Origin of the sequence: Loktanella salsilacus, from assembly GCF_024206795.1 — a bacterium.
GTDB classification, from domain to species: Bacteria; Pseudomonadota; Alphaproteobacteria; order Rhodobacterales; family Rhodobacteraceae; genus Loktanella; species Loktanella salsilacus.
The window spans coordinates 889,247-909,992 of sequence record NZ_CP072994.1; the positions used below are offsets into that span (position 1 = coordinate 889,247).

At 63.0% G+C, this 20,746-nt stretch carries 19 protein-coding genes; 7 read left to right on the top strand and 12 right to left on the bottom strand.

The window, feature by feature from the left end; translation table 11 throughout:
* Nucleotides 1-33: 33 nt before the first annotated feature.
* The gene (locus KBW81_RS04485) at nt 34-1,539 is read left to right on the top strand and encodes a Do family serine endopeptidase (RefSeq protein WP_254249002.1); all 1,506 of its coding nucleotides are present in this window, start codon (nt 34-36) and stop codon (nt 1,537-1,539) included.
* A 58-nt stretch (nt 1,540-1,597) separates the two neighbouring features.
* Here the strand turns inward: KBW81_RS04485 and KBW81_RS04490 are convergent, their stop codons facing one another.
* A complete protein-coding gene (locus KBW81_RS04490; RefSeq protein ID WP_254248489.1) occupies nt 1,598-2,104 on the bottom strand; it encodes a peptidoglycan-binding domain-containing protein in 507 nt (168 codons plus the stop codon).
* 153 nt (nt 2,105-2,257) lie between these two features.
* Here KBW81_RS04490 and KBW81_RS04495 point away from each other — a divergent pair, with 153 nt between their 5' ends.
* Nucleotides 2,258-2,581: a 2Fe-2S iron-sulfur cluster-binding protein gene (locus tag KBW81_RS04495; protein ID WP_090188190.1), complete on the top strand. Its 324-nt coding sequence runs from the start codon at nt 2,258-2,260 to the stop codon at nt 2,579-2,581.
* Nucleotides 2,581-3,351: an FG-GAP repeat domain-containing protein gene (locus KBW81_RS04500; RefSeq protein WP_254248490.1), complete on the top strand. Its 771-nt coding sequence runs from the start codon at nt 2,581-2,583 to the stop codon at nt 3,349-3,351. Before KBW81_RS04495 ends, KBW81_RS04500 begins: the two co-directional genes overlap by 1 nt.
* A gap of 64 nt (nt 3,352-3,415) precedes the next feature.
* Here KBW81_RS04500 and cobS read toward each other — a convergent pair whose 3' ends face one another.
* Nucleotides 3,416-4,177, bottom strand: a complete 762-nt coding sequence (gene cobS / locus KBW81_RS04505; RefSeq protein WP_254248491.1) for an adenosylcobinamide-GDP ribazoletransferase — start codon at nt 4,175-4,177, stop codon at nt 3,416-3,418.
* A gap of 79 nt (nt 4,178-4,256) precedes the next feature.
* On the opposite strand from cobS, the gene cobT reads away from it, so the two are divergent.
* Nucleotides 4,257-5,273: a nicotinate-nucleotide--dimethylbenzimidazole phosphoribosyltransferase gene (gene cobT, locus KBW81_RS04510; RefSeq protein WP_254248492.1), complete on the top strand. Its 1,017-nt coding sequence runs from the start codon at nt 4,257-4,259 to the stop codon at nt 5,271-5,273.
* Here cobT and KBW81_RS04515 read toward each other — a convergent pair.
* Both KBW81_RS04515 and KBW81_RS04520 read right to left on the bottom strand, forming a co-directional pair.
* Nucleotides 5,270-7,192, bottom strand: a complete 1,923-nt coding sequence (locus tag KBW81_RS04515; RefSeq protein ID WP_090188202.1) for a cation:proton antiporter domain-containing protein — start codon at nt 7,190-7,192, stop codon at nt 5,270-5,272. The genes cobT and KBW81_RS04515 overlap by 4 nt on opposite strands.
* A gap of 88 nt (nt 7,193-7,280) precedes the next feature.
* Nucleotides 7,281-10,124 carry a hypothetical protein gene (locus KBW81_RS04520; protein ID WP_254248493.1) on the bottom strand — a complete coding sequence of 948 codons (2,844 nt, stop codon included), beginning with the start codon at nt 10,122-10,124 and terminating at the stop codon, nt 7,281-7,283.
* 145 nt (nt 10,125-10,269) lie between these two features.
* On the opposite strand from KBW81_RS04520, the gene KBW81_RS04525 reads away from it, so the two are divergent.
* Nucleotides 10,270-10,959, top strand: a complete 690-nt coding sequence (locus KBW81_RS04525) for an SIMPL domain-containing protein (protein ID WP_254248494.1) — start codon at nt 10,270-10,272, stop codon at nt 10,957-10,959.
* 36 nt (nt 10,960-10,995) lie between these two features.
* On the opposite strand, the gene KBW81_RS04530 is transcribed toward KBW81_RS04525, so the two are convergent.
* Nucleotides 10,996-12,288, bottom strand: a complete 1,293-nt coding sequence (locus KBW81_RS04530; protein ID WP_090188210.1) for an O-acetylhomoserine aminocarboxypropyltransferase/cysteine synthase family protein — start codon at nt 12,286-12,288, stop codon at nt 10,996-10,998.
* A gap of 76 nt (nt 12,289-12,364) precedes the next feature.
* On the opposite strand from KBW81_RS04530, the gene KBW81_RS04535 reads away from it, so the two are divergent.
* Entirely contained in the window at nt 12,365-12,778 is a 414-nt protein-coding gene (locus KBW81_RS04535; protein ID WP_254248495.1) for a VOC family protein, read from the top strand.
* A gap of 106 nt (nt 12,779-12,884) precedes the next feature.
* Here KBW81_RS04535 and KBW81_RS04540 read toward each other — a convergent pair whose 3' ends face one another.
* Nucleotides 12,885-13,886 (bottom strand): hypothetical protein, encoded by a 1,002-nt coding sequence (locus KBW81_RS04540; RefSeq protein ID WP_254248496.1) that lies wholly within the window; start codon nt 13,884-13,886, stop codon nt 12,885-12,887.
* A gap of 176 nt (nt 13,887-14,062) precedes the next feature.
* On the opposite strand from KBW81_RS04540, the gene KBW81_RS04545 reads away from it, so the two are divergent.
* Entirely contained in the window at nt 14,063-14,605 is a 543-nt protein-coding gene (locus KBW81_RS04545; protein ID WP_254248497.1) for a hypothetical protein, read from the top strand.
* 13 nt (nt 14,606-14,618) lie between these two features.
* On the opposite strand, the gene KBW81_RS04550 is transcribed toward KBW81_RS04545, so the two are convergent.
* The 6 genes from KBW81_RS04550 to KBW81_RS04575 all read right to left on the bottom strand — a co-directional run bounded on the left by KBW81_RS04550 (nt 14,619) and on the right by KBW81_RS04575 (nt 20,532).
* Nucleotides 14,619-15,608, bottom strand: a complete 990-nt coding sequence (locus KBW81_RS04550; protein WP_090188218.1) for a LacI family DNA-binding transcriptional regulator — start codon at nt 15,606-15,608, stop codon at nt 14,619-14,621.
* A 33-nt stretch (nt 15,609-15,641) separates the two neighbouring features.
* Nucleotides 15,642-16,574: a ribokinase gene (locus KBW81_RS04555; protein ID WP_254248498.1), complete on the bottom strand. Its 933-nt coding sequence runs from the start codon at nt 16,572-16,574 to the stop codon at nt 15,642-15,644.
* A complete protein-coding gene (gene rbsD / locus KBW81_RS04560) occupies nt 16,571-16,981 on the bottom strand; it encodes a D-ribose pyranase (RefSeq protein WP_254248499.1) in 411 nt (136 codons plus the stop codon). Before rbsD ends, KBW81_RS04555 begins: the two co-directional genes overlap by 4 nt.
* On the bottom strand, nt 16,978-17,964 hold the full coding sequence (locus KBW81_RS04565) for an ABC transporter permease (protein WP_254248500.1): 987 nt from the start codon (nt 17,962-17,964) through the stop codon (nt 16,978-16,980). Before KBW81_RS04565 ends, rbsD begins: the two co-directional genes overlap by 4 nt.
* Nucleotides 17,964-19,535, bottom strand: coding sequence for a sugar ABC transporter ATP-binding protein (locus KBW81_RS04570; protein WP_254248501.1), 1,572 nt, complete (start codon nt 19,533-19,535; stop codon nt 17,964-17,966). Before KBW81_RS04570 ends, KBW81_RS04565 begins: the two co-directional genes overlap by 1 nt.
* Nucleotides 19,536-19,614: 79 nt before the next feature.
* The gene (locus KBW81_RS04575) at nt 19,615-20,532 is read right to left on the bottom strand and encodes a sugar ABC transporter substrate-binding protein (protein ID WP_254248502.1); all 918 of its coding nucleotides are present in this window, start codon (nt 20,530-20,532) and stop codon (nt 19,615-19,617) included.
* Nucleotides 20,533-20,746: the final 214 nt, after the last annotated feature.

A 20,746-nucleotide genomic window follows, 5' to 3' on the forward strand; every position in this document is an offset into this window, starting at 1 on the left:
GCCAAAGTCTTAACACTCGCCGATCCCCGTTACATGTTGTCCGGCCTTGCCCTGACCACCGCCTTGATCCTGTCGCAGTCGCTGCCCGGATTTGCGCAGGTGAACCCCGAAACCACGACTGCGGAAACGACACAGGCCCTGCCGGGCGCCGTTGCTGGCCGGCCGCTGACCTTTGCCGATCTGGCCGCTCAGGTCAGCCCGTCCGTCGTAAACATCACCACCTCCACCACCGTGGCCGAACGCACAATGCCGCAAGGTATCGTGCCCGAAGGGTCCCCGTTCGAGGATTTCTTTAACGATCTGGAAAACGGCCCCGGCGGCCAGCCCCGCAGATCAAGCGCGCTTGGCTCTGGCTTTGTGATTTCGGCGGACGGCTATATCGTCACCAACAACCACGTGATTGAAGGCGCGGACGAGATCGAGATCGAGTTCTTTCCCGGCGATGGCCAGCCTGCTGCGCAACTGCCCGCCACGCTGGTCGGCACTGATCCGAACACCGACATCGCCGTACTAAAGGTTGAATACGACAGCCCGCTGCAGTTCGTGGAATTTGGCGACAGCAATGGCGTCGGGGCCCGCGTCGGCGACTGGGTCATGGCGATGGGCAACCCGCTAGGGCAGGGCTTTTCTGTCTCTGCCGGTATCGTGTCCGCCCGCAACCGCGCGCTGTCTGGCACCTATGACGACTACATCCAGACTGACGCGGCGATCAACCGTGGCAACTCGGGCGGGCCGCTGTTCAACATGGACGGCGAAGTCGTCGGCGTGAACACCGCGATCTTGTCGCCCAATGGCGGGTCCATCGGTATCGGCTTTGCGATGTCGTCGCAGGTCGTGGAAAACGTCGTCGATCAGCTGCAGGAATTCGGCGAAACCCGTCGTGGTTGGCTGGGCGTGCGCATTCAGGACGTCACGCCCGACATGGTCAGCGCCATTGACGGGCTGGACACCGCACGCGGCGCGCTGATCACCGACGTGCCAGCGGGTCCAGCCGAAGACGCCGGTCTGCTGGCCGGTGACGTGATCCTGTCCTATGACGGCACCGAAGTTGCTGATACGCGCGAATTGGTGCGCATGGTCGGCAACTCTGCCGTGGGCGCGACGATCCCGCTGCAAGTGCTGCGGGGCGGCGAAGAAACCGCAATGGAAGTGACCCTTGGCCGCCGCGAGACGGACGAAGCGACCGCTTTCCCAGCGTCCGAAGAGGCACCTGAACCCGCTGACGCAGGCGCGGAAATGCTGGGCCTGACCTTGTCGCCCGTCACGCCGGAACTTGTCGAAGAGTTCAGCTTGGACGACCGTCCGGGTCTGGTGATCACTGATGTTGATCCCGCGTCGGACGCCGCAGGCAAAGGTTTGACACCGGGCGATCTGATCACGGACGCGGGCCAACAGGCCGTGACGACCGTGGAAGAGCTGCAAGCGCGCATCGATAACGCGGTTGAGGCGGGTCAGACATCCCTGCTTTTGCTGGTCCGCCGCGACGGCAACCCGCGCTTTCTTGCGCTGGCGCTAGAGGATAAAACCGACAGCGAATAAATCTAGCTAAGCTTCAAACGCGCGCCGTCCCCGAAAGGGGGCGGCGTTTTGCGTTTGTTTAGCTGCGGGGGACTGCCAGAATCCCAAGGTCGCGGGCGATGTCAGTCGCCAGTAGCGGACTGTCCGTGCCGCTGCGGCGCTGATAGCTTTGCACAGCAAGGCTGGTGGCCGCGTCATATTGCCCCGTAATCGGCCCGTCATAGGCGCGGCGGATCAGCAAGGCGCGCTGCAACGTCGACACAAAAGCCGCCGTGTAAACTGGCGGGCAAACGGTTTCGAACCGGCTGCCTTCGCCGACCTTAACGGTCTGCGGCCGGGTGATTGTGCGAAAGACGGCCGGGTTGATGACAGTGCCCGCGGCGTCGCGCGTCTCGGGCGCGACTTCGATCAATTCGCTAATGATATTGGTCTGCGTCGGCCCTTCGGTGCGGGCAAAGCAGCGACCCTTTGCATCGGTTTCGATATCGCCAAGGGACACGATGATCGGTGCCGTGCCAGTGCCGCTTTGCGGCGGCAGCGGAGTGCAGGCGGACAGCAACAGGGCGAATGGTAAAAAGCGGTGCATCGGGACTCCTTCGCAGTCCGTCTTAAAGCGTCGGCGGTGCAGGTCAAACGCCATTGTGGGGCAGGGCGGGGCCGTGTGCATTTGTGACTGGCAGGGCCAGCCCCATTCCCTTAGTTATCGGGGCAAAGCTGATAGGCGCGAAAGGATAAGACGATGGCGAAAATTACCTATGTAGAGCACGGCGGCAAAGAGCACGTCGTCGACGTGGCGAATGGCATGACTGTCATGGAAGGTGCCCGCGACAACGGCATTCCGGGGATCGAGGCCGACTGCGGCGGCGCCTGCGCCTGTTCGACGTGCCACGTCTATGTCGATCCAGCGTGGGCTGACAAGCTAGAGCCCAAGGACGCGATGGAAGAAGACATGCTGGATTTCGCTTACAAGCCGAACCCAGAGCTGTCCCGCCTGACCTGCCAGCTGAAAGTCTCTGACGCTTTGGACGGCCTGCGCGTGCAGATGCCTGAAAAGCAGATCTGATGCGGGTCGTGGTCGCCGCAGGTTTGCTTGTCATGCACGCGAGCCTTGCTGCGGCCTGCCAGAACCCACCACCGCCGCCTGCTGCGCTGTCAGGCAGCGTGGCGGTGGCACCGGGCGGCGATATCACGCGCGCCTGGTACGACGACCCCACGACAATTTACGATCACGGCATCCTTGGTGACGCGATTGAAGCGGCAACGCTGCGGATCGCAGCTGCTGGGGATTGCGACATTCGGATCGCAGCGGGCGCGGGCCATGTGTTCGAGGACACGGCCCCGCGTCTGGCTGATCTAGACGGGGATGGCCAAACCGAAGTCATCGCCGTGCGCACGAGCCTGACGCAGGGTGCGCAACTGGTGATCTATGGGATGCGCAGCGGCGCGTTGGCTTTGCTGGCTCAGACACCCTATATCGGACAGACGCACCGATGGCTTTCGCCGATTGGCGCGGGTGATATCGACGGCGATGGCCGGATCGAGGTTGCCTATATCGACCGCCCGCATCTGGCGCGGGTGCTGCGGGTCTGGCGCTTTGATGGTGCGGATTTGGCTGAGGCCTACCGCGTGCCAAATCTGACCAACCACCGCATTGGCGAACGAGAGATCAGCGGCGGGTTTCGCATTTGCGACGGTGTGACCGAAGCTGTCGTCGCCGCGCCCGACTGGTCGCGCGTTTTGGCGGTGCAGATCGATGCGGGCACGGCATTGGTGCGTGATTTAGGACCGGTTGGGCCGGGTGCGTTTGATCGGGCTTTGGCCTGTAAAGGGTAAGGGTGCGGGGGCGCTGCCCCCCGGCTGCGCCGTCCCCCGAGGTATTTTTGACCAGAAGAAGCGGTTAGGCCAGCGTGGCGAGGGCCATGAGGGCTGTGATTTCGGCGATTTGCTGGGATGCGCCAAGGATATCACCGGTTTGGCCGCCAATTTTGCGCCGGGCGATCAGCGCCCAAGCGGCGGATGTCGCCGTGATTATGATGATCGCGGGCAGGCTCGCCCAGCCAAGGCAAAGCAGGGCGGCACCCAGCGCGACGCCCGTTGCGACCAGAAGCGTTGGCAAGGCCGGGCGGCCGACGGCATGGCTCAGTCCATTGCCACGCGCGTGGGGCAGGACGAAGGCCAGCGCGATCATGGGCAGGCGCGATACTGCGCCGATGGCCAGCGCCGCAGGCCAGAGCATCGTGTCCAAAAGCGTGATCCAAAGCATCCACCGCAGCAAGACTGACACGAGCAGTGCCAGCACGCCGTAGGTGCCGATTTGGCTGTCTTTCATGATCGCAAGACGGCGGTCTTTGTCCCAGCCGCCCCAGAGGCCGTCGATGCTGTCGGCCAGCCCGTCTTCGTGCATCGCACCGGTTACGATCATCTGAACCGCGATTAAGAGCAGGGCGCAGACCCCAAGGGGCAGACCGCACCACATTGCCGCTGCCGCAGCCCCGGCTGCGATCGCGCCCACCGCGACTCCGGCGAGCGGCCACGCCCAAGCCGCCCGCGCGCCGCGCGCTGTGGCGTTGGCGGTGTTGACGCGCACCGGCAGGCGCGTCAGCAGGCCAAGAGCGGCGGGCAAATCGCCAAGGGTCATCAGTGCGTCAGTACGGGGCAAAGGCGTGTCCATCGAACAGGGTTTTCTTTCGTCCGCTTATGGTTAGACAGGTCGGGACCGAACCGCAACGAGGACGACCATGACTGCCCCATTTACCACGCTTACCGATTTTCGTGGCCTTCTTGCCGCTGCACCCCGGGCCGATCAGGTCGCAGTCGATGGGGCAGCCGCGCGGAACGGCCAGCTGACCAAACCGCCCGGTGCCCTTGGCCGGCTAGAGGATTTGGCCCTGTGGTTGGCCGGGTGGCAGGGCACGGACAGACCGCGCATTGCCGCGCCGCAGATCGTGATCTTTGCGGGCAATCATGGCATCTGCGCGCAGGGCGTCTCGGCCTTTCCGGCAGAGGTGACGGCGCAGATGGTCGGAAACTTCCAAGGCGGCGGCGCGGCCATAAACCAGCTTGCGAAGGCCTGCGGCGCGCGCCTTGATGTCGTGCCGCTGGATCTGGACACCCCGACGCAGGATTTCACCCAAGGCCCGGCGATGACCGAGGCAGAGGTTGTCGCAGGCCTAGCCGCTGGGTGGGATGCAGTTGATCCGGCGACGGACCTGCTGGTCGTGGGCGAAATGGGGATCGGCAATACAACATCGGCGGCGGCGATTGCCTATGCGCTGTATGGCGGCACCCCGGCCGCTTGGACGGGGCGCGGTACGGGCGTTGATGATGCGGGTCTTGCGCGCAAAACCGATGTTGTCGCGCGCGGGCTTGGTGCCAACCCGGCAGCAGGCACGGATGCGTTGCAGGCGCTGCGCTGCCTTGGCGGGCGCGAGGTCGCTGCCATGGCGGGGGCCATCGCGCGGGCGCGGGTGGACGGCATTCCGGTGATCCTTGACGGGTTCATCTGCTGCGCGGCTGCCGCGACACTCGCCGCTGCGGTGCCCGGCGCGCTGGATCATGCGGTTGCGGGTCATCAAAGCGCCGAGGCGGCCCATGCTACGTTGCTGGACCGCTTGGGCAAGCCGCCGCTGTTGCAGCTGGGCCTGCGCCTTGGCGAAGGGTCGGGGGCTGCGCTGGCGATCAGCATCGTCAAAGCCGCTGCCGCCTGCCATTCGGATATGGCGACCTTTGCCGAAGCGGCCGTCAGCGCAGGCTAGCTATTGCCGCCAGAAGAGGTGTCGCCAGGCCGGCGGGGCAAAAGACGCTCTTTTTCTTCTGTCTCTTGGTTCTGGGCGCGGGCGGCGAGGGCGGTTTCAAGATCGCTGTTCAGCTGCCGCGCGCGGGCGATATAGTCGGGGTTGTCGGCAATCGGCACGCCCGGCTTCCACAGCTTGGCCAGATCGCGGACCATGTCGCGGTCAGAGTGATAGAACAGCGTTTCCGCCTCGGCGGCCTCGAAGTCCGTAAGGCCAAGGTTTTCCAGCGCATAGCGGCCTGCCCGCAAGGAACTGTCGAACATTTCACGCACGATGTCGTCTGCGCCAGCGGCGTAAAGCTCGTAGGTATGCACCCGGTCACGGGCGCGGGCGATGATGTGCAGATCGGGCCGCACCTTGCGGGCATAGGCGACAAGGCGTGTTGCCATGTCTTTGTCGTCGATGGCGACCAGCATCACGCGGGCGTCGTCGATTCCGGCAGCGGCCAGCAGATCGGGGCGGGTGGGATCGCCAAAGAAACCGCGATAGCCAAATTTCCGCATCATCTGAACGGCTGGCAGGTCGTTGTCGATCACGACGGTGGAAAAGCCAGCGGATTGGATTAGCCGGTTCGCCATTTGGCCAAAGCGGCCGATGCCCGCGATGATGACCGCGCCTTGCTCGTCGACCTCGTCGTGTTCATGCTCTTCGCTGTCATCCATGCGGCGGGACAGCCAGTCGTAGCCGATGAACAGCGCGGGCGTGACCAGCATCGACAGGGCAATGACCAGCAGCAGCATTTCCGACAGACTGCCGGGCAGCACGCCTTGTTGGTCAGAGAAAGAGATCAGCACGAAGCCAAATTCCCCGGCCTGCGCAAGGCCAAGGGTGAACAGCCAGCGATCCTTGCCGCGCATCTTGAACAGGAAGGACAGGGCATAAAGCACCGCGCCTTTGATCACGATGATGCCGATGACATAGGTCGCAACCCGCACGGGCTGCGCCGCCAGCAGGGCAAAGTTAATGCCTGCGCCAACGGTGATAAAGAACAGGCCCAGCAACAGGCCTTTAAACGGCTCTAGGTCGCTTTCCAGCTCGTGCCGGAATTCAGAGTTCGCCAGCACGACGCCCGCTAAAAAGGTACCAAGCGCAGGTGACAGGCCGACCGTGCCCATCAGCACGGCGATCGCGGTAACCATCAACAGGGCGAGGGCGGTGTACATTTCCCTTAATTTCGCGTGGTGGATGTAGCGGAACACGGGGCGCGTCAGGTAGACGCCGGTCAGCACGACGGCGGCGACGGCACCGATCGTGACAAGCGTGACGCCCCAGCCGGGCAGCCCGTCGACAAGGGACAGGGCAGCGTGGCTGTCTTCGCCAAGGTTTCGCACCAGCGATCCATCGGGCGCGATGCTGAGTTTATTGCCAGCCACCGCCAGCAGCGGCAGCAGCGCCAGCATCGGGATCACGGCAATATCCTGCGTCAGCAGGACCGAAAAGACAGATCGCCCGCCCCCCGTTTGCATCAGCCCCTTTTCCGACAGGGTCTGCAGTACGATGGCCGTCGACGACAGCGCCATAATCAGGCCAATCGCCAGCGAGGTCTGGATCGGATAGCCCAGAAACATGCCCGCGCCGGTGACGATGGCCGTCGTTAGCACGATTTGCAGGCCGCCAAGGCCGATCAAGCGTCCGCGCATATCCCACAGGGCGCGCGGCTCTAGCTCTAGCCCGATCAGGAACAGCATCATCACGACGCCGAACTCGGCAAAGTGTTGGATGTCCTTCGCCTCTGTCCCGACCAATCCCGTCAGGGGACCGATCACGATACCGGCGGCCAGATAGCCAAGCACGCTGCCAAGACCGAGGCGGGCAGCAAAAGGCACCGCAATGACAGCGGCGCCTAGATAAATCGTAGCCTGAAGCAGAAATGTTTCCATGTGCCTGTCATACAAGGCGCTTGGCGTTACGCAATGGTGGTGCAATCACGGAAGGTTTCGAAGCCGTCACAAATGTGCGGCAAACGCCTTAGCCGGGCAGCACGAGGGCGTAGGTCTTTCCGCGTTTGACAAAATTCAGCGCGGTATCGCCAATCGCGGTGACTTGGCCGCCATCAAGGGCGCTGCCAACTTCGACCTTAACAAAGCGGCCATTGCCCAGACGCACCAGTGCGCGGCGGGCGTTGGGTTTGCCGTAGACACCGACAAGGTTCATCTGGCGCAGGTTCATCGCATTGTCGACGGTCGCCGCTTGCGCCACGCCGCCGGGGACATTGCCGCTGGGGGCGACGATTGTGGGCGGGGCTGGCGTTGCGGCGACGGCTGCGGTGCGGGTTGGTGCTGGGGCGGCGGCCACGGGCGGCGGCGCTGCGGCTTGGCGCGAGCGGGCCACGACCTGCGCAAAATTATTGGGGCGTGCGTCGGGACGGCGGGCGACGCTGACAGCAAGCGCTGTGCGATTGCTAAACGATGACGCCGGGGCGGCGGCGGCGATGGCAGCGGCAACAGCGTTAATATCGGCGGTGACGATGGCACCGGGAAGGGGCTGCGGCTCTTCCGGCGCGGCTTCGACCTCTGGTGCAAGATCAGATGGACGCAGAACAGGACGAGAGCCGGTATAGGCGGCGATGACGGCTTCAGCTTCGGTCGGGGTGGCGGCGGTGGCGATCAACCCGCCCGGCCGCAGGCGCGGACGCACCCCGGTATAGGGAAGCGAAACAGGCAAGGTGGGCGCCTCTGCCACGTCGGTGGTCGGCAAGGTCAGCGCCGCCGCATCACCGGGCCGTAGCACCGGGCGCAGGGGCGGTGGCCCGGCGACGAAGGCGGGGCTGCCTGTCGCGGGCGCTGCTTCCGGCTCTGTCGCATCGGTAGGGACGGCAGCCGCAGCGGCCTCTGCTAGATCATCAGGTCGCACCACCGGGTCCACAGGTGCTGTCGCCACACGCGGGGTGCCGGGGCGCAGGACCGGGCGCAGGTCCGGCGCGCCTGCGATCACCAACGCGCCTTGCGGCGTCACGACGCCTTCTGGCGTGGCGGCGATATTGCCGCGTGCATCGCGGGCAAACACAACGCCCGCTGCGGGCGGCACTGGCTGGTCTGCGATCACGGCGTCGGGGGCAGCGGCGTCTTGGCCGGGCATGTCCGGCTGGTCCAGTGCCTGCGGGACATCGACGGTGGCGACCGGATCGACCCCTTCCAGCGCTGTGCTGCTGGGCGTTGCGGCAATGCGGGGCGCGCGTTGATAGACGCCGGTCGCGGCATAGATGCGGTCCGCTTCGTCAGGGGACAACACCCGCCCGGCGGGGGCGCGCACGATGGGCGCTGGGGGCACTACGGCCGCCATATCTTGTGGCACAATGGCAGAGGGGGCGGGTTCCGCCGCTTGCGCGACCTCGGCCGTAGGGGCGTCGGTTTCCTCTGCGGTGGCGACAGATGTCTGAGGCGCGACATCCGTTTGCGGCGCAGGTTCGCCTTGCGCCAAATCAGCGGCAAGCGTGTCGTCGAAGGAAGGCTCTTGTGTCGCGGCTGCGATTTGCGGTTCGGCATCCGCGCCGGTGAACCAGCTTGTCACGGTGCCGCTTGGCAACGTCAGGGACCACAATCCCACCAGCAGCATTACCAAGAGCAAGATTGCAGTCAGGATCAACCCGAGGAAGCGCGTTTTGCCGCGTTCCTTGACGCGTCCTTTTGCAGGCTGCGGTGCGGCCTGCGCCTGCGCTGCAGGGCGGTCGTCGATGATCTGCACGCCGGACTGGGCCGCGATGGCGGCTGCGAGTGCGGACACCGGCTCTTTTGCACGCCCATTGGCGGCCACCGGGGCGGGGGGTTCTTTGCGGCGGGTGAACAACGGCTCTTGCGCGGGGGCGGCTAGGGGGGCGGCGGTCACGCCATCGGGCATGGCTGTGGCTTTGATGGCAGGCGCGGTGCCTGTTACCGGCTGGGCGATACGCGGGGGGTGGGATGCGGTGCTCGTGCCCTGCGCCAAGGCTGCTTCGCTTGGCGCGCGGCGTGCGGCCAAAGCTGTCGCGATTGCGTTGTCGGCAGGTTGGGCTGATAGCGTGGACCGTTTGGCTGCGTTGATCGTCGGTGCTACGATTTTACTGCGCGATGCAAAAACTGGTGCGTCGCCTAGCTCGATCGGGTCCGGTACGGAGGCGGGCTGATCTGCCTCTGGCGGCGGCGCAGATGCCTCTGCGGTTTGGGGCGCGGTGTCTTGGTCTGGCACCGCGTCGCTGACCGGCATGGGCGCATCGGACTGCGCGGCTGCTTCAGGCGCTGGATCGGGCTCGGGTTCAGGTTCAGGCGTGGGCGCGGCGTCAGGTTCTGCCGCAGGTGCGGATTTTGGCAAATCGACGACGCCGGTTTGGACGACAGGCTTATCGGCCCGGGTCAGGTCCATAGTGCGCCCGGCGGGCAGGGCGCCAAAGAACACCTCTGCGTCAAAGGTGCCCGGTTCGGGTAGGGCGGCGCAGGCGACGGGGTTGAACAGATTGTCCGTGGCAAAGGCTGTCGCCTCGACCAGCGTTTCTTGGGCGACAGCGGCGATATAGGTGCTGCCATTCGCGCGCACCGTATCAATGACCAGTTCATTCAGCGCATAGGGCGTTTCGCCGTCCAGCGCGTGGTGCACATCGTCCGCGGTCGTGTCTTCGCCCTGCAGCGTCATATAGCGGATTTGATCGCTTGGGATCACCAGCTTTGTGCGCATGCCAGAAGGGTCCAGCGCAAGCGCTTGGTCCCGCAAAACTGACAGGGCCGCAGGTAGGTCGGCTGTCTCAAGCGGCACCTCGCCCACAAGGTGCCAGCCATCTGGCACCTGTTGCAGAAGGGCGATACCGTCGAATGAAAGCGAGAGTGCGAAATTAGGTGTCATCGATTGGCCATACGTCCGTGCGCAATACAAGAAATGTTCGGTATTCTTATGCGCAGGCTAACGCAGAACCGGGCCGGGGCCAAGGCGTTCGACACGGCGTTGGCGCTCGCTCGCTTGTGGTAAACCATTTGGAAAGAATAGAGCCATGATTAAGACATTACAGATCGCAAGCCTGCTGCTGTGCAGTGCGGCCATTCCGGCTGCGGCGCAGGATGCCGGGCTGACGGTAACGGGCACCGGCCAGGTCATGGCCAGCCCCGATATGGCCAGCCTGTCGCTGGGCGTTCTGGCGCGGGCCCCGACAGCGGCGCAGGCCGTGCGCGACATGAGCGCGGATATGGACAAGGTCATGGCCAGCCTGACCGCTGCCGGGATCGCGCCCGAGGATATCCAGACCAGCGGTCTGCGCGTTGATGTGCAGCAAAGTTATGACGAGGCGACCCAGTCGTCGCGCATCACGGGCTATGTCGCGGCCACAGATGTCAGCGTGCAAGTGCTTGATTTGTCCAAATTGGGTCAGACGCTCGACGCCGTGGTCCAAGAGGGCGCGAACCAGATGAACGGCCTGACCTTTGATCTGCAGGACCGCAAGCCCGCCCTAGACGACGCGCGCCGCGCCGCAGTCGCCGATGCGATGGATAAGGCTGAGCTTTACGCGCAGGCGGCTGGCGTAGCCTTGGGGCCAGTGCAATCGCTGACCGAAGGCGGCGCATCTGGCGGCGCGCCGCAGCCATATATGCGCATGGCGATGGACAGCGCCGAAAAGGTGCCCGTGGCGGCTGGCCAAATCACGATCAGCGCCGATGTCACTGTGACTTGGGGCTTTGGCGAGTAACTAATGTGGGCGGGGCCGAAACCCCGCCCATTGTTTTTAGGCCGTCGCTTTGGACAGCGCCTGATCCAGATCCATAATCAGATCGTCCGCATCCTCGATCCCGATGGACACACGCACGATTTCCGGTGCTGCACCTGCCGCGCGCTGCTGGTTTTCGTCCAACTGGCGGTGGGTGGTGGACGCCGGGTGAATGATCAAGCTGCGCGTATCGCCAAGGTTCGCCACGTGGCTAAAGATCTCGAGGTTGTCGATCAGCTTGATGCAGGCCTCATAGCCGCCCTTGACCGCAAAGGTGAACAAGCCGCCCGCGCCTTTGGGACAGACTTTTTCGACGCGGTCAAAGTACTTGCTGCTCTTCAAACCAGCATAGGTGACATAGTCGACGCGGGGGTCGTCCTCTAGCCACTTGGCAATCTTTTGCGCGTTCTGCACATGGCGTTCCATACGCAGGGACAGCGTTTCAATCCCCATCAGGGTATAGTGGGCGCCCTGTGGGTTCATGGTCATACCCAGATCGCGCAGACCAATAGCGATCCCGTGAAAGGTGAACGCCAGCGGGCCAAAGGTCTCTGCGAACTTGAGGCCGTGATAGGCAGGCTCGGGCTCTGACAGGGACGGGAATTTTCCTGATGCCGCCCAGTCAAATTTGCCCGAATCCACAACGCAGCCACCGGTGACAGTGCCGTTACCCGTCAGGTATTTCGTGGTGGAATGAACGACCAGTGTCGCGCCAAGCTCGATTGGGCGGCACAGATATGGCGTGGCTGTGGTGTTGTCGATGATCAGGGGAATCCCTGCGTCATCGGCAATATCGGCAATCGCGCGCACGTCCATGATATAGCCGCCGGGGTTGGCAATCGCCTCGCCAAAGATCGCCTGCGTGTCGTCATTGATCGCGGCCTTCACCGCGTCCAGATCGTCAAAGTCGACAAAGGTCGCGGACCAGCCGAAACGCTTGATCGTCTGGGTGAACTGCGTGACCGTGCCGCCATAAAGCCGCGTGCTGGCGACGATATTCTTACCCGGTGCCATCAGCGGAAACAGCGCCATCAATTGGGCCGCATGACCGGACGAACAGCAGACACCGCCTGCGCCGCCTTCAAGCGTTGCGATCCGTTCCTGCAGCGCTGCGACCGTGGGGTTGGTCAGGCGCGAATAGATATAGCCGACCTCTTGCAGGTTAAACAGCGCCGCCGCGTGGTCCGCATCGCGGAACACATAGGCCGTCGTTTGATAGATCGGCACCTGCCGCGCACCCGTGGCCGGGTCGGGCCGTGCACCCGCGTGAATCTGTAGCGTATCAAAACCGTAGGTAGGTTCGCCGGACATGTCTCTCTCCCTTTGCAATGCGTTGCGACAGGTTTAGGAGGTTTCAACCCACCACTCAACGACCAAGGAGCCGCCAATGCCTTACCCGTTCCATTTTGCCTATCATGTCACCGATCTGGACGAAGCACGGGACTTCTATACCGGGGCGCTTGGCGCGGTTGAGGGGCGCTCGACGGACACTTGGGTCGATTTCGACTTCTACGGCCACCAATTGTCGCTGCATCTGGGCGCGCCTTTCGCCAATGCCGCAACGGGCAAGGTCGGCGATCACATGGTCCCAATGCCGCACTTTGGCATCATCCTGCCGCTGGACGAATGGAATAAGCTCGCAGGCCGGCTAGAAGAGCGTCAGACCGATTTCATCCTCGCCCCCTCTGTCCGCTTTAAGGGCGAGCCGGGCGAGCAATGGACAATGTTCTTCCGCGACCCCTCGGGTAATCCCATCGAAGTTAAAGGCCTTGCGCCCGACTCGGATATCTTCGCCAAATAGCGCCGCGCCCCCCTTCTTCTGGTCAAAAATACCTCGGGGTTTGGGGCAGCGCCCCAAGATCCGATTTTTCGCCGAAAAATCGGAACCCTCTGCTGTCGCACAATTCCTAGCGGATCCAAAATCCCTTGGCTTTGATCTGATTGCGGATCTGTTGTTCGCGCTTTGGTAAATCATTGCGGTCGAACATCGCGCGCACTTTTTGGCCACGGCCCTGATAGATCATCCGCTTGTAGGCATCATACCCCTTCAGCAGTTTCTTGATCTTATTGGGGGCGGTCACGGCCTCCATCACTTGCACGGCGCGGTCGCTTTCGCGGGCATAGAACAGCGGCAGGATGCGGTAGTGGCAGGTCACATCGCCGTCGAGCCCGTCTAGCTCTGGCCCTGGCCGGCCGCCACCAAAGCTGTGGATCACCAGCGGCAGGACGATCTGGTCCAGCCATGGATGAAGCGATTGGATCACGAGTTCCTCTGGCGCGTCGTCGCGCACGGTTTTGGCGTAGTCCAAAAAACGTTGGCCAAAGGCCGCCGGGTCCGCGCCAAAGAACCAACCGGCGTTGAAATACAGATACCGCTGCCAGTAATCATCCGGGTGCGACAGATCGAGGCTGGATGCGAAATCCAGCCCGAAACGGTCGTAAAGCGACTTCCACACCGCGGTGTAGCCCGGCCAATACAGCTCTTCTTGGGGCCAGGTGCCTTCGCGGCGCATGGACGCGGCGGGGCGGTTGAAATCTAGGGGCAGCTCCGACAGCTCTCCGGTGATTAGGGTGTCGGTGTCAAAGAACATGAACGGCTCGCCCGTAGGCAGGGCCGCTAACCCCTCGATCTTGTTGCCATAAGGATAGCTGCTGCCAAAAACATGGCTGTCAAAGGGCACGACCTGCGCGCCCATCTCAAGCAGCGCGTCGCGGATGTCTTGGCTCATGCGCGGGTCGTGATCCCACAGCGGGCCGGGCTGGGGTTCTACGACGAAAACCCCGCCTGAAAACTGCGGTGACATCTCGCGCAGCGACGCGACAAAGACCAAGGCCTCGTACTGCAGGCGCCCGCCTTGGCCCACGATCATGATGTTGAAGGGCTGCTGGCCCGCTTGCATCTTTGCCATGGTCTATGCGTCCTGTTTGGCCTTTCGGCGGACCATAACGGCTGCAAGGCAGGCTGACCAGACGCGAACAGGACTGGATTAAGATGGGGCAGGGCACTTTCGCAGGCGCGCGCGCATTTCTGCCCCTCACATTCGCGGCCAGATCGCTTATGGCTGCTGTAACCTATGGAGGGTGAATGATGGCCTCGTCCAAGAACGTTGTCGAACTGGTTGCCGTATCGCGCGCGAATGCGCAGGCGGCGCAGGATACGATTGGTGAAATTTTGCGCACGGCGGGCGGCGCTGATGTCACCGGCGATCAGGCCGAGGCGCTGCGCGCTGCGACCGTCGCGCTAGAGCTGGAAGCGATTGATATCTACACCGCCTTTGAAGCGCGGATGCAGCACCATTTCAAACGCGGACCGTTTTCGCGCAAGCTGCAGGCACTGCTGATTGAAAGCGGCAAGGCTGATTTGGCGGACCGGATTTATCAGTATTATCTGGCAGTGAACGTGCTGAAACATGGCAAGGGCGACAGCTACCGCGCGCTTGTCAAAGACCCGTCGCCTTTGGTCGTACTGCGGCCCGCGCCGGACGCGGCGTTGTCAGAGGTTGAGACTGAGGCTAAGACTGAGGGCGCGGATCGCCCTGCCGGATTGGTGGATGTGACGGATCCCGGTTTCTTTGCCGGGCTGACCGATGCCATCTTGCAGGCGGCTGCGTTTCTTAAAAAGCGGTAAGGGCGCGGCGGGCCTAAATTTGCGCAGCGCCGCTGGAGCTGCGCACCATCAGCGTGCCTTGCAGAAGCACGTCGGCTGATCCGGCTTTGCAGTCAAAGATCGCAGCGATGGACCGCTTGGCCAGTTGGTCCATCGGCTGTTGAAACGATGTCAGGCGCGGCACCACAAGCGACGCAAGGTCGATGTCGTCGAACCCTGTGACAGACACCTGCGCTGGCACCTCGATCTGTAAATCGCGCGCACAGCGCAGCACCCCGATGGCAAGCTGATCGTTCGCGGCTGCGATGGCCGTGACGCGCTGGGCGGCAGGGGCGGCAAAGATTGTGCGAGCGATATCCTCGCCGGATTGATAGCCGAAATGGCCGTTGTGGATTGTCAGTTCAACGGCAGGGTCACGCTGGCGCAGGGCGTCTATGCGGGACTGAAAACCGGCCAGACGGGCGCGGCCGACAAACGTGTCCTGCGGTCCCGCGATATAGGCGATGCGGCGGTGGCCCAGCCCGAACAGATGATCCGCAATCTGCGCCGACCCTTCGGCGTGATCGGTCGAAATCAGGCTGTAATCGGACAGACGGCGGTCCACGGACACGATGGCGGTGTCGGTGACGTAGCGGTCTGACACCTCGTCCGACACGGCGCAGACGATGATGCCGCGCGGGGTGCGATCCAGCAGGGCCATGATCTGCCGATGCTCTGTCGGTTTGTCGTCGTGGGAATTGGCCAGCATGACCATATGATCGCGCACCGCGGCCTCTGTCTCGATCGCTTTGGCAAGCTGGGCGAAATAGGGGTTGGAAATGTCGGGCACGACTAGCCCGATCACATTGACCATATTCGTGCGCAGGGCGCGGGCGGCTAGATTAGGGCGATAACCCAGCTGCGTGACCGCGTCGCGCACGCGGGTTTGCAGGGCGGGCTTGACCGTGGGATCGCCGCTTAGGACCTTGGATACAGTCCCGACGGATACGCCTGCCGTGGCTGCGACGTCCTTGATCGTGGCCATGTTCCGCTCCGTGATACCGCTGGTATCAACGGTTTAGCACTGCTTGGCACCGGACGCACGGCTGGAGATGAAAGTTGTCACCTCGCTGTGTGCGGGCAGGGACGCGGCCGCGCCGCGCCGGGTGGTGGCAAGGGCTGCGGCATGCAGGGCGTAAGTCACAGCATCCGCAACGGGTGCGCCTTGCGCCAGCGCAGTGGCAAGCGCGCCGTTAAAGCAATCGCCAGCCGCGACCGTATCAATGGCATCAACCTTGCAGGCCGGGGCCGCACCGGACTGGCCGTCAATGCACCAGACCACACCGTCGCCGCCCATCGTCACAATCGCGCCGCGCCCGCAATGCTGGGCAAGCTTGGCTGCGACCTGTGCGGGCGGGATGTCATCGCTAAGGCCGGACAGCAGGCGCGCCTCGGCGAGGTTGGGGGTGACGATGTCAAATTGGCTTAGGATGTCCGGGCCCCAAGGTGTGTCTGGGGCAGGGGCGGGGTCCATGACCACCAACGCTCCGGCCGCCCGCGCCAGATGCGCAGCGGCGCTTGAGCCGTCCAAGGGAATTTCATTTTGCAGTAGCAACAGAGATACGCCTGCAAAGACATCCGCTTTGCGGGTCACAGTCTGCGCGGTCACGGCGTCATTTGCACCGGGGGACAGGCGGATGATGTTCTGACCATCCGGCCCCACGTCGATGCTGGCGATGCCTGTGGGCGTATCGTCCAAGCTATCGGCATAAAGCGCGACACCTTGCGCGATCAGCTCTGCACTGGCGCGGCTGCCAAACCCGTCGCGGCCAAGGGCGCCGATCATGGTGACACGGCCCCCCAGCCGCCCGGCGGCGATCGCTTGGTTTGCGCCTTTGCCGCCCAGTTGCACCAGCGTTTCGTGCGCACGGATGGTTTCACCCACTGCGGGCCAGCGCGGCAGGTAAAGGGTCATGTCCATATTAATACTGCCGACGACAAGAACGCTCAAAACGCAACTCCGCTGATCAGGATGACATTGGCGTAGGGCGTGACCTCGCCAGTGCGGATGATGGCGCGGGCGCTGGCTGTGCTTTCCTTGAACGCCTCATGCGTCAGCGTACTGCGGGCGATAGGGCGGCCTTGATCTGCAGCCCAGCCATCACAGGCCGCAGTCAGATCGCGGGTCAGGTCGGCAGAGGCTTCTTGCGCCCAGACGATGCCTTCGATCACCAGTTCCGCGCGGATCGCCTGCAAGACCTGATCAAAGCGCGGCACGCCCGCTGTGACAGCCAGATCAATGACCGCCACCCCCGGCGGCACAGGCAAGCCTGCGTCCGCCACGACGATGCGGTCGCCATGCCCAAGGGTCGCAATCAGTGCGCTGAGGTGGCGGTTCAGAAGGGCCGTGCGTTTCATGATGCGCTATACTTTGCACGGTAGTGGTCAAGGATGACGGCGACGATGATGACGACGCCGGTGATCATCTGGCGCAGAAAATCGCTGAGCCCCATCAGGATCAAACCATTGGCCAGCACGCCGATAATAAAGGCCCCCAGCAGCGTGCCGATCACCGAACCGCGCCCGCCTGCAAGGCTGGTGCCGCCGATGATCACGGCTGCAATAGCGTTTAGCTCGAACCCAATGCCGGCAATCGGGCTCGCGATGTTCAGGCGCGCCATATAGATGATCGCGGCGAAACCGGCGGCCAGACCACTGATCGAAAAGGCGATGACCTTGTACCAAAACACGGGATGCCCGGCGAGGCGGACAGCTTCTTCGTTATTGCCGATCCCGTACAGCAGGCGGCCAAACACGGTGCGGTTCAGCACGAACCATGCGATCAGCGTCATCACCAGCGCCACGATGAACACTACGGGCACGCCGCCGATCAGCATGGAGCCGAAATCCTCGAACGCGAGCGGGAAGGCATAGATGGTTTCAGCGTTTGACACCTGAAGCCCGGCGCCGCGCGCGATATTCAGCATGCCCAGCGTGATGATAAACGACGGCAGGCCCCAATAGGCGCTGATCACGCCGTTGAGTAATCCGCAGATCATGCCGACGCCAAGACCCGCAATACAGGCCAGCAGGATCAGTTCTGTGTCGCCAAAGCCGGGCAAGGTGATCGCCTTGCCTGCGACGACGGCGGCGAATGCCATGACCGATCCGACCGACAAATCGATGCCGCCAATCAGGATGACGAAGGTCATGCCGACGGCAAGGATAAGGTTGATCGTGATCTGCGTCAGGATGTTGGTGATGTTATTCGCGGTCAGAAAATATTCGGACGAAAACGAAAAGATGACGATCAGGAACAGCAGCGCCAGACCAATGCCGGCGTTGTTGATCAGGGACCGAAGGGCCGCCAGCTTTGGGGTTGCGGTGGTGGGGGATGCCATCAGCGGGCTCCTTCAATTTGCAAGTCTGCGATGGGGGAGGTGTCACTCTGGCCGTAAGCCAGATTGAGGATGCCCTCTTCGGTGAAATCGGGGCGGTGGACTGTGCCCATGATGCGGTGGTTGGCCATGACCATGATCCGGTCGGACAGGTTGGTCAGTTCCGGCAGTTCCGACGACACGATCAACAGGGCGACGCCTTGGGCGGCCAGATCGCGCAAGATGGCATAGATTTCGGCTTTGGCACCGACGTCGATCCCGCGGGTCGGCTCGTCCAGAATCAGGATGCGGGGATTGCGGGCCAGCCACTTGGCCAAGACGACCTTTTGCTGGTTGCCGCCCGACAGGCTAGAGGCGGGGTCGCGCACAGAGCCGCATTTCAGCCGCAGCCGCGCGCCGCCTTCCTCTGCAATTTGCTGTTCGCGGGCAAAGCGCAGCAGCCCGCTTCGCGATATGTCCTTCATGCTGGCCAGCGCGATATTTGCGGCGATGGGCATATCAAGGATCAGGCCCTCGTCCTTGCGATCCTCGGTGACGAAGGCGATGCTGGCGGCGATGGCGTCGCGCGGGCCTTTGAAATGCACCGCGCTGCCGTTGCATTCCAGTGTGCCCGACAGCACCGGGTCTGCCGCCACGATACCGCGTAGCAATTCCGTCCGACCCGCGCCGACAAGGCCCGCGATGCCAAGGATTTCGCCGTAGTGCAGATCAAGGCTGACGCCCGCAGGGTTGGGGTCAGAGGCGACGCGCAGACCTTTGAGCGACAGCGCAACATCGCCGGGGATGCGGGCGGCGGTGGCGGTGCCCATCTGGGCCTCCAACTCTCGGCCGACCATGTTGCGCACGACGTTTTGCGGCGTGGTGTCGGGGATGTTCTCGGTGATGATCGTCTCGCCGCTGCGGAATACGGTGACGCGGTCACAAATGGCAAAGACTTCATCAAGGTAGTGCGTGACAAAAACGACGGTGACGCCCCGGTCGCGGATGCCGGTGACGATGTCGAACAGGCGGGTGGTTTCACGTTCGGTTAACGTAGCCGTCGGCTCGTCCAGGATCAGGATCGCGCTGTCCGATTGCAGGGCGCGGGCGATTTCCACCAATTGTCGATGCGCGATGCCAAGGCTGCTGACAGGGGCGCGCACGTCAACGTCGCTTAGCCCGATGGCATCCAGCGCAACGCGGGCGCGGCGGTTCATCTCTGGCCGGTTCAACAGGCCGAACCGGTTGCGCGGCATTGCCTCGATCGAGATGTTCTCGGCCACGCTCAGATGTTGCAGCAGGTTGAATTCTTGATGCACGACCTGCAATCCGCTGGCCTTGGCGTCATGGGGGCTGGCGGGGCGATAGGGCGCGCCGTTCAGCGTGATCTGACCCGCGTCATGGGGAAATACCCCGGACAGGATCTTGATCAGCGTCGATTTACCGGCACCGTTTTCGCCCACAAGGGCGTGGATTTCGCCGCGTCGCAGGGAAAAGCTGGCACCATCCAGCGCACGCACGCCGCCAAAGTGCTTTTTCAGACCCGTGACGGTCAGGATGTCATCCGGCGCGGCGACAGGGTTGGGATCAGGCACAGCTGAACACATCAAAACGACCACTTCTTTTGGGGGTATAGAAAAGTGGCGCGCCCGGCGGCCGGGCGCGCCGGACCGCTTACTTGGTGACAAGCTCGATAGGGGTCGTGACCCAGCCTTCCAGCTCTGGTCCGCCAGCGACGACGTCCAGCGCCAGATCGATGGCATTCGCCGCCATTTGCTGGCCGAACTGGTCAACCGACGCCAGCATGCGCCCGTCTTCGATCATGGGCAGCACGGCGGGGATCGCGTCAAAGCCCACAACGATGATGTCGCTGCGGCCTGCGTTTTCCAGCGCCTTGACGACACCGATCGCCATGGAATCATTGGCGGCCATGACGCCTTGCAGGTCAGGGTGCGCGGTCAGCATGGTCGAGAAGACTTGGTTCGCCTCTTCCGTTTCCCAATGCGCAGTGCGGCTGTCCAGCAGGTCAAGGCTATGCTCTGCCACGGCGTCTTCAAAGCCTAAACGGCGCTGCGTCGCGTTGTCTGCGCCGGGGTTGCCTTCGATGATGACAACTTTCGCGCCAGCACCCAAAGCTTCGGCAAGGGCATCGCCCGCCATCTTTGCGCCGCCGCGGTTGTCGGGGCCGACAAAGGCCAGTTCCAACCCTTGCTGCGCCTTGGCGTCCGCGTCCAAGGCGACGTCAAAGTTGACGACCGTAATGCCCGCTGCGATCGCCTTTTTGATGGGGCGCACCATGGCTTTGGAATCGGCGGGGGCGATGACGATGGCATCGACGCCTTGCGTGATAAAATTCTCGACCGCGTTAATCTGGCTTTCAAAGTCCGTCTCGTTTTGCATGCCGACGGCGCGCAGTTCATAATCGCCGCGCTGGGCTGCGTGGGCCTCTGCGCCTTCCATCATGTTCTGGAAAAACTCGTTGGCCAGCGATTTCATCACCAGTCCCACGACGGGTTTGTCCTGCGCCATTACGGGTGCAGCAAGCAAAGCGATAGCGGCCGCAGCCGAGGCTGCGATTTTTGTAAAAGTCATTGGTTCCCTCCCAAGGATATATACCGCGCCGCCCCTAATCTGGTGCGATGCGATAGGGGGGAACTGACCATAGCGACGACAGATCTGTCAATATGAAACGTTTCATATTTGCAAAAACGTCGATTGGGGCCGTTTGGGGCAGGGCAAAGGCGCGCGGTTGGCGCTGTTACAAACGGCTGTAACCGACTAGGTACGCTTGAAATGCGATGTGACT